Source organism: Amycolatopsis sp. NPDC049253 (assembly GCF_040678995.1).
In the GTDB taxonomy this organism is placed as follows: domain Bacteria; phylum Actinomycetota; class Actinomycetes; order Mycobacteriales; family Pseudonocardiaceae; genus Amycolatopsis.
This window is the reverse complement of record NZ_JBFAQX010000020.1, coordinates 13,465-26,901: the sequence shown is the minus strand read 5'-3', so window position 1 is coordinate 26,901 and position 13,437 is coordinate 13,465. Positions and strand designations below refer to the sequence as shown.

12 protein-coding genes are annotated in these 13,437 nt (G+C 71.9%); 6 read left to right on the top strand and 6 right to left on the bottom strand.

Annotation, left to right across the window (positions count from 1 at the left end):
- Positions 1 to 15: 15 nt before the first annotated feature.
- From xerD to AB0K15_RS33515, 3 genes are all read right to left on the bottom strand, one after another.
- Positions 16 to 918: a site-specific tyrosine recombinase XerD gene (gene xerD / locus AB0K15_RS33525; RefSeq protein ID WP_364059913.1), complete on the bottom strand. Its 903-nt coding sequence runs from the start codon at positions 916 to 918 to the stop codon at positions 16 to 18.
- Positions 919 to 1,017: 99 nt separating this feature from the next.
- Positions 1,018 to 1,650 carry an NUDIX hydrolase gene (locus AB0K15_RS33520; protein WP_364059632.1) on the bottom strand — a complete coding sequence of 211 codons (633 nt, stop codon included), beginning with the start codon at positions 1,648 to 1,650 and terminating at the stop codon, positions 1,018 to 1,020.
- Complete coding sequence (locus AB0K15_RS33515) at positions 1,647 to 3,347, bottom strand: CTP synthase (protein WP_364059629.1); 1,701 nt, start codon at positions 3,345 to 3,347, stop codon at positions 1,647 to 1,649. Before AB0K15_RS33515 ends, AB0K15_RS33520 begins: the two co-directional genes overlap by 4 nt.
- Positions 3,348 to 3,443: 96 nt before the next feature.
- Between AB0K15_RS33515 and aroA the strand changes: the two genes are divergently transcribed.
- Positions 3,444 to 4,742: a 3-phosphoshikimate 1-carboxyvinyltransferase gene (gene aroA / locus AB0K15_RS33510; RefSeq protein ID WP_364059626.1), complete on the top strand. Its 1,299-nt coding sequence runs from the start codon at positions 3,444 to 3,446 to the stop codon at positions 4,740 to 4,742.
- A gap of 375 nt (positions 4,743 to 5,117) precedes the next feature.
- On the opposite strand, the gene AB0K15_RS33505 is transcribed toward aroA, so the two are convergent.
- Entirely contained in the window at positions 5,118 to 5,768 is a 651-nt protein-coding gene (locus AB0K15_RS33505; protein ID WP_364059623.1) for a GntR family transcriptional regulator, read from the bottom strand.
- A 107-nt stretch (positions 5,769 to 5,875) separates the two neighbouring features.
- Between AB0K15_RS33505 and AB0K15_RS33500 the strand changes: the two genes are divergently transcribed.
- On the top strand, positions 5,876 to 7,312 hold the full coding sequence (locus AB0K15_RS33500; protein WP_364059620.1) for an NCS1 family nucleobase:cation symporter-1: 1,437 nt from the start codon (positions 5,876 to 5,878) through the stop codon (positions 7,310 to 7,312).
- Positions 7,312 to 8,025: an aspartate/glutamate racemase family protein gene (locus AB0K15_RS33495; RefSeq protein WP_364059617.1), complete on the top strand. Its 714-nt coding sequence runs from the start codon at positions 7,312 to 7,314 to the stop codon at positions 8,023 to 8,025. Before AB0K15_RS33500 ends, AB0K15_RS33495 begins: the two co-directional genes overlap by 1 nt.
- Here AB0K15_RS33495 and AB0K15_RS33490 read toward each other — a convergent pair.
- Entirely contained in the window at positions 7,994 to 9,145 is a 1,152-nt protein-coding gene (locus tag AB0K15_RS33490) for an acyltransferase (protein WP_364059614.1), read from the bottom strand. The two genes, AB0K15_RS33495 and AB0K15_RS33490, sit on opposite strands and share 32 nt — an antisense overlap.
- Positions 9,146 to 9,392: 247 nt before the next feature.
- Here AB0K15_RS33490 and AB0K15_RS33485 point away from each other — a divergent pair, with 247 nt between their 5' ends.
- A complete protein-coding gene (locus AB0K15_RS33485; RefSeq protein WP_364059612.1) occupies positions 9,393 to 10,151 on the top strand; it encodes a class I SAM-dependent methyltransferase in 759 nt (252 codons plus the stop codon).
- Between the two features lie 24 nt (positions 10,152 to 10,175).
- Here AB0K15_RS33485 and sigJ read toward each other — a convergent pair whose 3' ends face one another.
- Positions 10,176 to 11,084, bottom strand: a complete 909-nt coding sequence (gene sigJ / locus AB0K15_RS33480; RefSeq protein WP_364059610.1) for an RNA polymerase sigma factor SigJ — start codon at positions 11,082 to 11,084, stop codon at positions 10,176 to 10,178.
- Between the two features lie 145 nt (positions 11,085 to 11,229).
- Here sigJ and AB0K15_RS33475 point away from each other — a divergent pair, with 145 nt between their 5' ends.
- Positions 11,230 to 11,853 (top strand): LUD domain-containing protein, encoded by a 624-nt coding sequence (locus AB0K15_RS33475; protein ID WP_364059608.1) that lies wholly within the window; start codon positions 11,230 to 11,232, stop codon positions 11,851 to 11,853.
- A gap of 123 nt (positions 11,854 to 11,976) precedes the next feature.
- The gene (locus tag AB0K15_RS33470) at positions 11,977 to 13,251 is read left to right on the top strand and encodes an alginate lyase family protein (protein WP_364059606.1); all 1,275 of its coding nucleotides are present in this window, start codon (positions 11,977 to 11,979) and stop codon (positions 13,249 to 13,251) included.
- Positions 13,252 to 13,437: the final 186 nt, after the last annotated feature.

The following is a 13,437-nucleotide window of genomic DNA, read 5'->3' as shown; positions in this document are numbered from 1 at the left end:
TGCCCTCAGGTCCGTTCAGCCCAGTGCGCGCGGGTGCGCCGTGGCGTACACCTCGCGCAGCGTGTTGACCGTGACGAGCGTGTAGACCTGCGTCGTCGTCACCGAGGCGTGGCCCAGCAGCTCCTGCACCACGCGCACGTCGGCGCCGCCTTCGAGCAGGTGCGTGGCGAACGAGTGGCGCAGGGTGTGCGGCGAGACGTCGGCGGTGATCCCCGCGCGTTCGGCGGTGTCCTTGAGGACCTGCCACGCGCTCTGGCGGGAAAGCCTGCTGCCGCGGACGTTGAGGAACATCGCGGACGTGCCGCGCCCGTGCGCCGCGAGCACCGGGCGCGCCCGCACGAGGTACGCGTGGAGTGCCTCCACCGCGGGCCGGCCGATCGGGACGAGCCGCTGTTTGCCGCCCTTGCCGTCGAGCAGCACGGTGCGGTCGGTGTCGTCGACGTCGTCCACGTCGAGCCCGACGGCTTCGGAGATCCGGGCGCCGGTCGAGTAGAGCAGTTCGAGCAGTGCGCGGTCGCGCAGCGCGCGCTCGCCGTCGGGCGGCGGGGTCTCGAGGAGCTTGAGGACGTCGGCGACGGGCAGGGCCTTGGGCAGCCGCTTCGCCGCGGCCGGCGGACGGACCTCGCGCGCGGGGTCGTGCTCGGTGATGCCGTCGGCGTGGGCGAACTTGTGCAGCCCGCGCACGGCGACCAGCGCCCGCGCGGCCGACGACGCGGCCAGCGGCCGGTGCTCGTCGTCGCCTTCGCGCAGGGCCGCGCCGAACGACGTGACGTGCGCCGGCGTCACGTCCGGGAACCGCGTGACGTCCGCGGCGGCGAGGTGCGCGGCGTACCGGCGCAGGTCGCGGGCATAGCTGTCGAGCGTGTTGCGGGCGGTGCCGCGCTCGACCACGAGGTGGTCCAGGTACGCGGCGATCACGTCCCCCACCGCGGTCCTGCCCGTGCCCGTCACGGGGTCACACTCTAGGCCGCCGGGCCGTCCGTGCCCGCCGACGCGCGGCGGGCACGGACGGGCAGATCAGCCTTCCGCTCGGCGCCGGGCGAAACGGGTGGGCCGGTCCCGCCACGGCGCGTCGGCCGGACGGGCCTTCGCCGCGCCGGTGAGCACCGCGTGGGCGGCCAGCACGCCCGAGACGGTCGCGCCGTTCACCAGCTCGCCCGAGAGCGCCATGGCGACGGCCTCGGCGAGGGGGAACTTCTTCACCACGAGGTCGGCTTCTTCCTCGCCGAGCACCTCACGGTCCACTTCGGACAGACCACGCGCGAGGAACACGCGCACCACCTCGTCGGTGAACCCGGGCGAGGCGGCCACGTCGACGAGCGTCGACCACTCGTCCGCCGCCAGCCCGACCTCTTCCACGAGCTCGCGCTTGGCCGCGTCGACGGGGTCCTCCCCCGGCTTGTCGATCAAGCCGGCCGGCAGCTCCCACAGCCGGTGCCCGAGCGGGTGCCGGTACTGGTGGACGAGCGTGACCGCGTCCTCGGCGTCGAGCGTGAGAATCGCGACGGCACCGAGGTGCTCCACGACCTCGCGCTTCGCGGTCCCGCCGCCGGGCATCACCACGTCGTCGACCCGGAGGCCGACGACGCGTCCGATGTGGACGACCTGGGTGCCGGCGACGGTGAACTCGTGCGTGCCGGGCTCGGTCACCGGGCCGCCACGGGCGCTTCGGCGAGCTCCACCGGCAGCCGCTCGGCGACCTTGCGGTCCACCACGGCCTTCACGAACGCGCTGAAGAGCGGGTGCGGCCGCGTCGGGCGGCTCTTGAGCTCCGGGTGCGCCTGCGTGCCGACGAAGAACGGGTGCACGTCGGCCGGCAGCTCCACGAACTCGACCAGGCGGTCGTCGGGCGAGGTGCCGGAGAAGACGAGCCCGGCGTCGGAAAGCTGCTTGCGGTAGGCGTTGTTGACCTCGTAGCGGTGGCGGTGGCGCTCGGACACCTCGGTGGTGCCGTAGGCCTTCGCGACCTGCGAGCCCGGCTTGAGCTTCGCCGGGTACGCGCCGAGGCGCATCGTGCCGCCCATGTCGCGTTCGCCGGCGACGACGTCGCGCTGGTCGGCCATCGTCGAGATCACCGGGTGCGTGGTGTCCTCGTCGAACTCGGCCGAGTTCGCGTCCTTGATGCCGGCCAGGTGGCGCGCGCCCTCGATGACCATGCACTGCAGGCCCAGGCACAGGCCCAGCAGCGGCACGCCGCGCGTGCGGGCGTACTCGATCGCGCCGACCTTGCCCTCGATCCCGCGGATGCCGAACCCGCCGGGGATCAGCACGCCGTCCACATCGGACAGCACCGACGCGGCGCCCGACGCGGTCTGCGCGTCGTCCGAGGCGACCCACACGATCTCGACCTTGGCGCGGTGGGCGAACCCGCCCGCGCGCAGGGCCTCGGTCACCGACAGGTACGCGTCGGGCAGGTCGATGTACTTGCCCACCACGGCGATCCGCACCGTCTCGCTCGGGTTGTGCACCCGGTTGAGCAGGTCGCCCCACACCGTCCAGTCGACGTCGCGGAACGGCAGCCCCAGGCGGCGCACCACGTAGGCGTCGAGCGCCTCGCCGTGCAGCACCTTGGGGATGTCGTAGATCGAGCGCGCGTCCGGGCAGGCGATGACCGCCTCCGAGTCGACGTCGCACATCAGGCCGATCTTGCGCTTGAGGTCCTCGGGGATCTCCCGGTCGGCCCGGCAGACCAGCGCGTCGGGCTGGATGCCGATGTTGCGCAGCGCGGCCACGGAGTGCTGGGTCGGCTTGGTCTTGAGCTCACCCGACGGCGCGAGGTAGGGCACGAGCGACACGTGCAGGAAGAAGCAGTGGTCCCGCCCGACGTCGTGGCGCACCTGGCGGCACGCCTCGAGGAACGGCAGCGACTCGATGTCGCCGACCGTGCCGCCGACCTCGGTGATGACCACGTCCGGAGTGTTCCCGTGCTCGTCCGGACCGGCCGCGGCGGTGATGCGCGACTTGATCTCGTCCGTGATGTGCGGGATGACCTGCACCGTGTCACCGAGGTACTCGCCGCGGCGTTCCTTGGCGATGACCTCGGAGTAGACCTGGCCGGTCGTGACGTTGGCCTTGCCGTCGAGGTCCCGGTCGAGGAACCGCTCGTAGTGCCCGATGTCGAGGTCCGTCTCCGCACCGTCGTCGGTGACGAACACCTCACCGTGCTGGAACGGGTTCATCGTCCCGGGGTCGACGTTGAGGTAGGGGTCGAGCTTCTGCATCGTGACGCGAAGCCCGCGTGCGGTAAGGAGCTGGCCGAGGCTCGAGGCCGTCAAACCCTTACCGAGAGAGGAGGCGACGCCTCCGGTGACAAAGACAAACTTGGTAGCCCGCGACTGATGTCCCACGGGCCGCCAGCATATCGCACGCACGCCGATCCGCGCGTTCACGCCCGATTCCGGCGCGGCGGGGATGACGGGGAGCACCACGCTAGGCTTCGGTGCGTGACGGATGCGCACGAAAACCACTGGGCCGCGCCGGTCGCGGCGGCGGCACTCGACGCGCGGGTGCGCGTCCCTGGCTCGAAGTCGATCACGAACCGCGCCTACGTGCTGGCCGCCCTGGCCGGCGCACCCACGCGCGTGCGCGTGCCGCTCGACTCGCGCGACACGCGGCTCATGCTCGGCGCGCTGGCCTCGCTGGGCGCCCGGTCGGAGGAGACCGCCGACGGGTTCCTCGTCCACCCCCTCGGCGCCGGCGGCAGCAGCCACGGCGAGCCGGTCGAGGTCACGCTCGGCAACGCCGGCACCGTCGCCCGCTTCACGCCCGCGCTCGCCGCGCTCGGCGACTCCCCCGTGCTCTTCGACGGCGACGAGGCCATCCGCCGCCGCCCGATCGGCCCGCTGCTGGCCGCGCTGCGCCGCCTCGGCGTGCGCATCGACGACGACGGCCGCGGTGCCCCGCCCTTCACCGTCCACGGCGACGGCGGGGTGCGCGGCGGCACGGTCGACCTCGACTCGTCGGCGTCGAGCCAGTTCCTCTCCGCGCTGCTGCTGGCCGGCCCGGCCTTCGACCGCGGCGTGACCGTGCGCCTGGTCGGCGACGCGCCGCCGAGCGAGCCGCACATCGCGATGACGCTCGACATGCTGCACCGCTTCGGCGCGACCGTGGAGCGCGAAGGCGCGGAGTTCCACGTCGCGCCCGCGAAGCTGTCGTGTCCCGAGTACGTCGTCGAGCCGGACCTCTCGACGGCCGCGCCCTTCGTGGCCGCCGCCGTGGCCGCGGGCGGCACCGTGCGCGTCGCGGGCTGGCCGAGCACCACGACCCAGCCGGGCGACTGGCTGCGCGGGTTCCTGCCGGCTCTCGGGGCGTCGGTCCGGCTCGACGAGGACGGCCTCGCCGTCACCGGCGGCTCCCGCATCCCCGGGGTCGAGCTCGACCTGCACGAGGTCGGCGAGCTGACCCCGGTCGTCGCCGCGCTGCTGTGCTTCGCCGACGGCCCGTCGGTGATCAGCGGCGTCGCGCACCTGCGCGGCCACGAAACCGACCGGATCACCGCGCTGGCCACGGAGCTGTCCGCGCTGGGCGCCGACGTGTCCGAAACGGACGACGGCCTGCGCATCACACCGGCCCCGCTGCACGGCGGCGTCTTCCACACCTACGACGACCACCGCCTCGTCATGGCCGCGGCCGTGCTGGGCCTGCGCGTGCCCGGCATCTTCGTCGAAAACCCCGCCACGGTGGGGAAAACGTTCCCGGCGTTCGTCGAGACGTGGACCGGGATGCTCGGCTCAGGCCAGTAGCCGCTGCGTCTTCGGCTGTGCTTTCGGCCCCGCCTTCGGCAGGGCGTGCGAGATCGCCCTTGAGCCGGCTTCCGGATCGGGCTTCCGGATCGGCCGGGGCCGATCGGACTGCCCGATCCGGAAGCCGGCGCGATCTCGCTGGTGGGCTGCGGCCCAAGCTTGGCCGGGCGTAGGCCACGGCGCGCGGCCGCACGAGGGCGCAGGACGAGCGCGGGGCTCCCGCGCAGGGCTCGACGACCACCGTGGGAGCGTCGGCCGAGGGACCGGCCGGCTTCCGCGTGTGCCGCCGCCGGCCGTCGCGCCGTGCGGACCTCGCCGGGTTGGTCCGGGGGCGTGCGTCACCTTTGAAGTCGGGGTGGCCTCACCTCACGCGCGTCAGCCGAAGAGGGCTTCCAGCGTGACGCGGCGGTTCACGCGCACGTGCTCAGCGGCGAACTCCCGCGCCCGCGCCGCGTCGCCCGACGCGATGGCGGCCACCAGCCCGTGGTGCTCCTCGTGCAGGTCGGACCAGTGTTCGTTCTGGCTGGTCAGCCACCGCAGGCGGCCTTCGAGGGGCTCGATGAGCGTGGTGAGCAGGCCGTTGCCCGCGATGGCGACGATCTCGTCGTGGAACCGGCTGTTGAGCACCGCCGTGCGCGCGGCGTCATCGCGCGCGGCCGCCCGGGCCGCGTCGGCCAGCAGGCGTTCAAGGCGGCGCAGCTCGGGTTTGCCCGCCCGCGCGGCCGCGAGCCCCGCCGCCAGGCTCTCCAGCGCCTCGCGGACGTCGAACAGCTCCTCCACGTCCACGCGCGCGAGCGTCCGCACGACGACGCGGCGCGGCGACTCCACGACCACGAACCCCTCGGCCTCCAGGCTGCGGATCGCCTCGCGCACGGGCACGCGCGACACCCCGAGGTCCTCGGCGAGCTCCCGCTCCACGAGCCGGTCGCCCGGCTTGAGCCGCCCGTCCAGGATCCGTTCGCGCAGCTCCTCGTGCACGCGCCGGCGCGTCGCCGCGAGCGGCTGCCGATCGTCCGTGGTGGTCACGCACCGCAGTTTACCGGCGCGGGGTTGACTGAAGCGGATCTCGGAGCCATATTTGGGATACCAATTTTGGGATACCAAACTGCCCGGCACGTCGACCGGAGGGCCCCATGGCAGCAGCGCCGCTGACCGGAACCCCGCAGGAAACCACCACGCCGCACGACCCCGGCCTGTGGAACGAAGACCTCGCCCCGGCGAAAGACCGGCGCTGGAAGGTCTACGACATCTTCGCCCTGTGGATGTCGGACGTGCACAACCTCGGCAACTACACGTTCGCCGCCGGCCTTTTCGTGCTCGGCCTCTCGGCGTGGCAGGTGTTCACCGCGCTGCTGTTCGGGTTCGTGGTCATCTACGTCGGCATGAACCTGATGGGCCGCATCGGCCAGCGCACCGGCGTGCCGTTCCCGGTCGTCGCGCGCATCAGCTTCGGCACGTTCGGCGCCAACCTGCCCGCGCTGATCCGCGCGGTCATCGCGATCTTCTGGTACGGCATCCAGACCTACCTCGCGAGCGTTGCCGTCACGCTGCTGGTGCTGACGATCGCACCGGGGCTGAAACCGTTGACGGAACACGGTTTCCTCGGCCTGCACGCGCTGGGCTGGATCTGTTTCGTGGCCCTGTGGGCGGCCCAGGGGCTCGTGCTCACGCGGGGCATGGAGGCCGTGCGCAAGTTCCAGGACTGGTGCGGCCCGCTGATCTGGGTGGTGATGATCGCGCTCGCCGTGTGGATCCTCGCCGCCGGACACTGGCAGATCTCGCTCACCAGCAGCCCCGTTCGACTGTCCACAGGGGAACAGGTGCGCCAGTGGTTCGGCGCCGCCGGGCTGATCCTGTCCACCTACGGCACGCTCATGCTCAACTTCTGCGACTTCTCCCGCTTCGCCCCCGACCAGAAAACGGTGCGGCGCGGCAACTTCTGGGGCCTGCCGATCAACTCGACGGCGTTCGCGCTGCTGTCGGTGATCGTCACCGCGGGCAGCCTCCAGGTGTTCGGCGAGGCCATCACCGACCCGGCGGAGCTGCTGGCGCGCGTCCACAGCACCCCGGTGCTCGTGATCGGCGCCCTCACGTTCGCCATCGCCACCATGGGCGTGAACATCGTCGCCAACTTCGTCTCCCCCGCCTACGACCTCGCGAACATCTGGCCGAAGCGGATCACGTTCACCGTCGGCGGCGTGATCAGCGCCGTGGCCGCGCTGTGCGTGCTGCCGTGGAAGCTCTACTCCTCCCCCGTGGTCGTCAACTACTTCCTCGGCGGGCTCGGCGCGTTCCTCGGGCCGCTGTTCGGGATCATGATCGTGGACTACTACCTCATCCGGCGTCGCGAAGTGGACGTCGCGAAACTGTTCACGAAGGACAGTCCCTACCACTACCGCCACGGCGTGAACCCCCGCGCGCTGGCCACCTTCCTGCCCACCGCCGCGCTTTCGGCCGTGGTCGCGCTCGTGCCGTTCTTCGCACCCGCCGCGCCGTACTCGTGGTTCCTGGGCACGGCGACGGCCGGGTTGCTGTACTTCACCGTGATGCGCTCGAAGCGGGCCGCGTGATGCGCCTGCTCGTGACCAACTGCAACACGACCGGGGCGATGACGAAGGAGATCGAAGCCGGGGCGCGGACCGCCGCGAGTCCCGGCACGGAGATCTTCGCGCGCACACCGGCGTGGGGACCCGAGTCGGCGGAGGGCTGGCTCGACAGCTTCCTGTCCGCGGCCGCCGTGCTGGACCTGTTGCGCGGCACGGAAGAGCACTTCGACGCCGTGGTGCTCGCGGGGTTCGGCGAGCACGGCCGCGAAGGCGCGCGGGAGCTGCTCGACGTGCCCGTCGTCGACATCACCGAGGCCGCCGCGCACTTCGCCTGCCTGCTGGGCCGCCGCTACGGCGTGGTGACCACACTCGACCGCACGTGCGGGCTCATCGAGGACAGCCTGCGGACGGCGGGCCTCGCCGACCACTGCGTGGCCGTGGTCGGCACGGGACTCGGAGTACTGGAGCTGCGCGACGAGGGCCGCACCGAGTCGGCGATGCTCACCGCCGCCCGGCGCGTCCGCGACGCCGGTGCGGAGGTCCTCGTGCTCGGCTGCGCCGGGATGACGGGCCTCGACCGGCGGCTTTCGGCCGCGCTCGACGTGCCCGTGGTCGACGGCGTCGCCGCGGCCGTGCGCCTGGCGGAGTCCCTGGTGGCGCTGGGCCTCACGACCAGCCGCGCGGGGTCGTACGCGGCCCCGTTGCCTAAGCGGCGGCTGTGGCGGCCGCCCGCTTGAGCTCCAGGGGCGGCCGGCCCGTCAGCGCCTTGCTCCACGGCAGCCGCCGCAGCACCTCGACGAGCACCAGCGTCAGCGCCACCGTGGCCGGGTAGACGGCCACGGTCGTCCACGGCGCCCCCACGCCGTCGCCGACGAACGCGATCAGGGGACTCAGCAAGGCCAGGGCGAGCGGGTGCGTCAGGAAGATGGCGAACGACCGGTCCACCGCCCACGCCACCACGCGGCCACCGGGGCGCCCCGCGTCCGCCCAGCGCGTGCCCACGAGGAACAGGCCCGCGATGGCCGCGACGCACCACGGCACCAGGTAGGGCCGGAACGCGTCGCTCGCCAGCTCCGGCCACAGTCCGTTGTGGACACTGACGAAGTAGCCCGTCTCGGCGATGCCGAGGGTGACCACCAGCCCGCCGGCCACGAACCACCGGTGCCGGCGCACCCACGCCTGCACGGCCTCGAAGTGCACGGCCGCGACGGCGCCGAGGACCGAGTAGAACTGGTAGGGCAGCAGCGTGGTGAAGAACCGGGTGACGGTCGAGTACTCCACGCCTTCGGGCGGGTAGCTCAGGAACCACGTGACCGCGATCTGCACCGCGCCGGAGATCCCCAGCACGAGCCACGGCCGGCGTTCCAGCGTGCGCACCAGCTTCATCAGCACCGGGAAGAGCAGGTACACCTGCAGCGTCACGAGCAGGAAGTACAGGTGGTACCACGCCGTCCCGTTCGCGATCTCGATCCCGAGCGCGCGCAGCGCCGCGGCGGCGGACCCGACGGGCTGCTCCGCGGTGAGCAGCGAGTAGCCCCAGTAGAGCACCGACCAGACCATGTACGGCACCGCGACCAGCGGCACCCGCCGGCGCCAGAACGCCATCGGCCGCGGCGGGCGCGAGCGGTAGGAGAACACGAGCACGAACGTCGTCAGCGCGAAGAACGCTTCGCGCGTGAGGTGCAGCGGAGCCTCGATCGCGTCGGACACCACGTCCTGCGGGAAGGTCGTGGCCCCCAGCACGTGCATGAAGATCACCAGGGCGAAGGTGATCATGCGGTAGAGGTCGAGCTGGTACAGGTGGGCCGCCCGCGCCGGGGCCGCCGCGGGGGCGGGAGCGGTCTCGGTCGTGGTCATCGTGCGGCCGGGCACCCGGGTGCGGAGTGGATCATGCGACCACATTTGCCGCACTGCCTGTGAAGCAGCCATGAAGTGGCTGAGAACCCGCTTTACCGCAGGAAAACGGGCGTAGCGAAGATCACGTCCGTCCACGGACCGGGATCCGCAGCGCACCACGGTGGTACATACCGCTCAGACCCTGCGGATCCGCGGTCCCGAAATGGGAGTGCGAAGCGGGCGACGGCCGGCGTAGCGTCCGACGGCCATGGGCGATCAAGACGATCCGGCCGACGGCTGGTTTCCGGAGAGCGTGGCCGCGGGGTACGACGATCCGGGTGGCGCGAACGCGCCCGAAGTGGTGACCCCCGCGGTGGACGTCCTCGAGGATCTCGCCGACGGCCCCGTGCTCGAATTCGCCGTCGGGACCGGGCGGATCGCCGCCCCGCTGGCCGCGCGCGGCGTGCGGGTGAGCGGCATCGAACTGAGCCGGGCCATGGCGGCGCGGATCGCGAGCAAGCCGGGCGGCGACGCCGTCGACGTCACGATCGGCGACATGACGTCGACGCGGGTGACCGGTGAGTTCTCGCTGGTCTACCTGGTGTTCAACACGATCGGCAACGTGACCGCCCAGGACGCGCAGGTCGACGTCTTCCGGAACGCGGCCGCGCATCTGCGGCCGGGTGGGCTGTTCCTCGTCGAGGTGGGCCTGCCGGATCTGCGCCGCCTGCCGCCCGGGCAGGACACCGTCCCGTTCGCGGTGGCGCTCGAGGGCGAAGGCGCCGGCTACGTGGGGTTCGACCAGTACGACGTCGTGACTCAGGAGTTCACGTCGAACCACCTCACCGTGTCACCGGACGGAACGGGGCGGTTTCGCCGCATCTCCTTCCGGTACGTCTGGCCGGCCGAGCTGGACCTCATGGCGCGCCTCGCCGGGATGAAGCCGAAGCACCGCTGGGCGGACTGGGATCGTTCGCAGCTCACGGCCTCCGGCACCAAGCACGTGTCGGTCTGGGAGAAGAGCTGAAGCACTCCGGCTCCCGGCCGGGCGTCAGTCCGTCAGCCACGGCCGGAGCTTCTCGGGGTTGCGGATCACCCAGATGTGCTTGATCCGGTCGGCCACGACGTCGAACGCGTACACCGTCTGCGTGACGCCGTCCCGCCGGGCCACGAGCCCGGGCTGGCCGTTGACCGTGCGTTCGGCCAGCGTGGTGGTCCCGAGCGCGCGGTGGGCGAGCTCGATCCAGGCTCGCGCGATCTCCTCGCCGCCTTCGATCGGGTGCAGGAAGGTCAGGGCGCGTCCGCCACCGTCGGCGATCGCCGTGGCGCCGGGATCGAGCAGGCCGATCAGGGCGGTGATGTCCTTCGCTTCCCACGCCTGCTTGAAGTCCCTGACGACGCTCGCGTGCCGGGCCGCCGGGCTGGCGGGTGCCCGCGCCGCGCGGACGCGGCGGCGCGCCGAGGAAGCCAGCTGCCGGCAGGCCGCCGGGGTGCGCCCGACGATCTCGGCCACTTCACCGAACGTGTAGCGGAAGACGTCGTGCAGGATGAACGCCACGCGCTCGGCCGGGGTCATCGACTCGAGCACCACGAGGAAGGCCATGCCGACCGACTCGTCGAGGGTGACCCGGTCGGCCGGGTCGGCGCCGCCTGCCCGGCCGGGCCACCCCGCGGGTCCGGGCAGCGGCTCGGGGATCCATTCGCCCACGTAGGTCTCCCGCCGCGCCCGCGCCGAGCCGAGCAAGTTGAGGCAGATGCGGCTGGCGACCGTCGTCAGCCAGGCACCGGGGGACTCGACGGCGTCCTGCTGCTCCCGCGACAGCGCGTACCAGCGGGCGTAGGTCTCCTGCACGGCGTCCTCGGCCTCGGCCAGAGAGCCCAGCAGGCGGTAGGCGAGGTTGGTCAGGTGCCGGCGCTCGCTCATGATCGCGCTCAGGCTCGGTTCGGACGGGGTGGTCATCGTGGCGGCGGCTCCCTCGATCTCGTGCTGCCTTCAGCAGTACGACAAGACAGCGCCGCGGAATGTGAGCTCCGCGCGCCGCCTCACACTCCGGGGGCCTGTGTTGTCGAGCTGGTGAGACTCTCGACCACCACCAGGAGACGCCATGACCACCTCGGCTCCGTCGTTCACCGACCCGGCTTCCGCGCAGCGCCTGCAGCGCACGGCCACCGCGCTGACCGCGCACGGCTTCACCGTCGAAGTCCTCGACGACGTCGCCGCGGCCCGCACCCGCGTCACCGAGCTGATCCCCGAGGGCGCCAGCGTACTCACCGCGGCCAGCGAAACGCTGCGGTTGTCCGGCATCGACGACGACCTCAACTCCAGTGGGCGATACGAGGCGATCAAGCCCCGAACGCTGGCCATGGACCGCGCGACCGCAGCCGACGACATCCGCCGGCTGCGCGCCAGCCCCGACTTCCTCGTGGGCAGCGCCGCCGCGGTCACCGAAACCGGCTCGCTCGTGATCGCCTCCGGCAGCGGCAGCCAGCTGCCCGCGTCCTCCGGCGGCGCCGCCCGCGCGATCTGGATCGTCGGGGCGCAGAAGGTCGTACCCGATCTGGACGCCGCCCTGCGCCGCGTCGAAGACCACTGCCTCCCGCTGGAAAGCGAGCGCGCCCTCGCGGCCTACGGCTGGCCCAGCGCCGTCAACCGGTTGCTGGTCCTCAACGCGGAACCCTTCCCGGGCCGCGGCACCGTCTTGCTGCTGCGCGAAGCCATCGGGTTCTGAGGCGCGCGGTGCCCGATTGACACCGGCACCGCGCGCCCAGCAGAATTCGCGTCGCCACAGCCGCACCGCCGCCCGGTTGCCGTGGGGATCCTTGGCGTCCCCGGGAGTTCGAAGGGCGAAACAGTGCGAAGGCAGTTACGCGTTCTCGGCGCGACCGTGCTCACCGCGGTCCTCGCGGTGGTCCCGCTGAGCGGCACGGCGGTAGCACAGCCGGTGCCGCACACGATCGTGACGGACGGCAAGAAGCTGGCGCAGATCCGCGCCCAGCTGCGCGGCGGGCACGCCACGGCGGCGCAGCGGTCGGCGCTCGAGACCTTGCTGGGCAAGGCCGACGCGGCGCTGACCGCCGGCCCGTGGTCGGTGATGGACAAGCCCACCACCCCGCCGAGCGGCGACAAGCACGACTACCAGAGCCAGGCGCCCTACCAGTGGGCGAGCCAGCCGAAGACGCCGGACAACCCGCAGGGCTGCCCGTACGTGAACCGCGACGGCGAGCGCAACCCCGAGGCGGACGCGATCACCGACCACACCTACCGCATGGTGGCGTGGGACGCGATCTACTACCTCAGCACGGCCTGGTACTACACCGGCGACGCGAAGTACGCCCAGCGCGCCGCGCTCGACATCCGCACGTGGTTCCTCGACCCCGCGACGCGGATGAACCCGAACATGACCTACTCGCAGATCGTGCCGTGCAAGAACACGATCAGCGGTACGGGGATCATCGACTCCACGCAGTCGTTCAGCCAGCTGCTCGACGCGTTCGCGCTGCTCGACTCCGGCGCGCCCGGCTGGACCGGCCACGACCGCTCGGCGATCCGCGCGTGGCTCGGCCAGTACCTCACCTGGATGCAGACCAGCCCGCAGGCGAAGCTGGAGCTGGCCGCGACCAACAACCACGGCACGTTCCTCGACATGCAGAACGCGACCATCGCCGCCTACCTCGGCAAGACGGCCCAGGCGCGCAAGATCGTGACCGACGCGCTGCACAAGCGGTTCCCGGTGCAGTTCGACGCCGACGGCAACCAGCCGCTCGAGCTCACCCGCACGATCTCGTGGCACTACGTCAACTTCAACCTCACGGCGTGGGGCCGGATGGCGGAGGTCGGGCACACGCTCGGCGTGGACGTGTGGGGCTACCGCGCGGACAACGGCGCGACGCTGCGCAAGGTCGTCGACCGGCTCATCCCGGCGGCGCTGCACGGCGTGCCGTCGTGGCCCTACCCCCAGATCGCCCCGCTGGACCAGTCGATCGCCGCGGACATCTTCCACGCGGCCGCCGAGGAGGCCCACGACACCGACGCGGCGAAGGCGCTGCAGCAGATGCCGCTGCCCGCCGGCGGGGACACGTGGCCGGTACGCGTCACGTGCTTCCCGCTCGACCCGCCGCTCAAGTGACCCGCCGACCTTCGGCGGGCTTTTCCGGACGAAACACCCGATAGCGCCCACACCTCAAAATTGGTCTAGTCCAAAGTATTGACTCTCCCTGTGCGCTGGTTCACATTCTTCAAACGGGCCGGTACCGCTCAGGCAGTGATCCACACGTCGCGTCGGTCCTCCGCGCACTCCCCGGGCGCGGAGGAC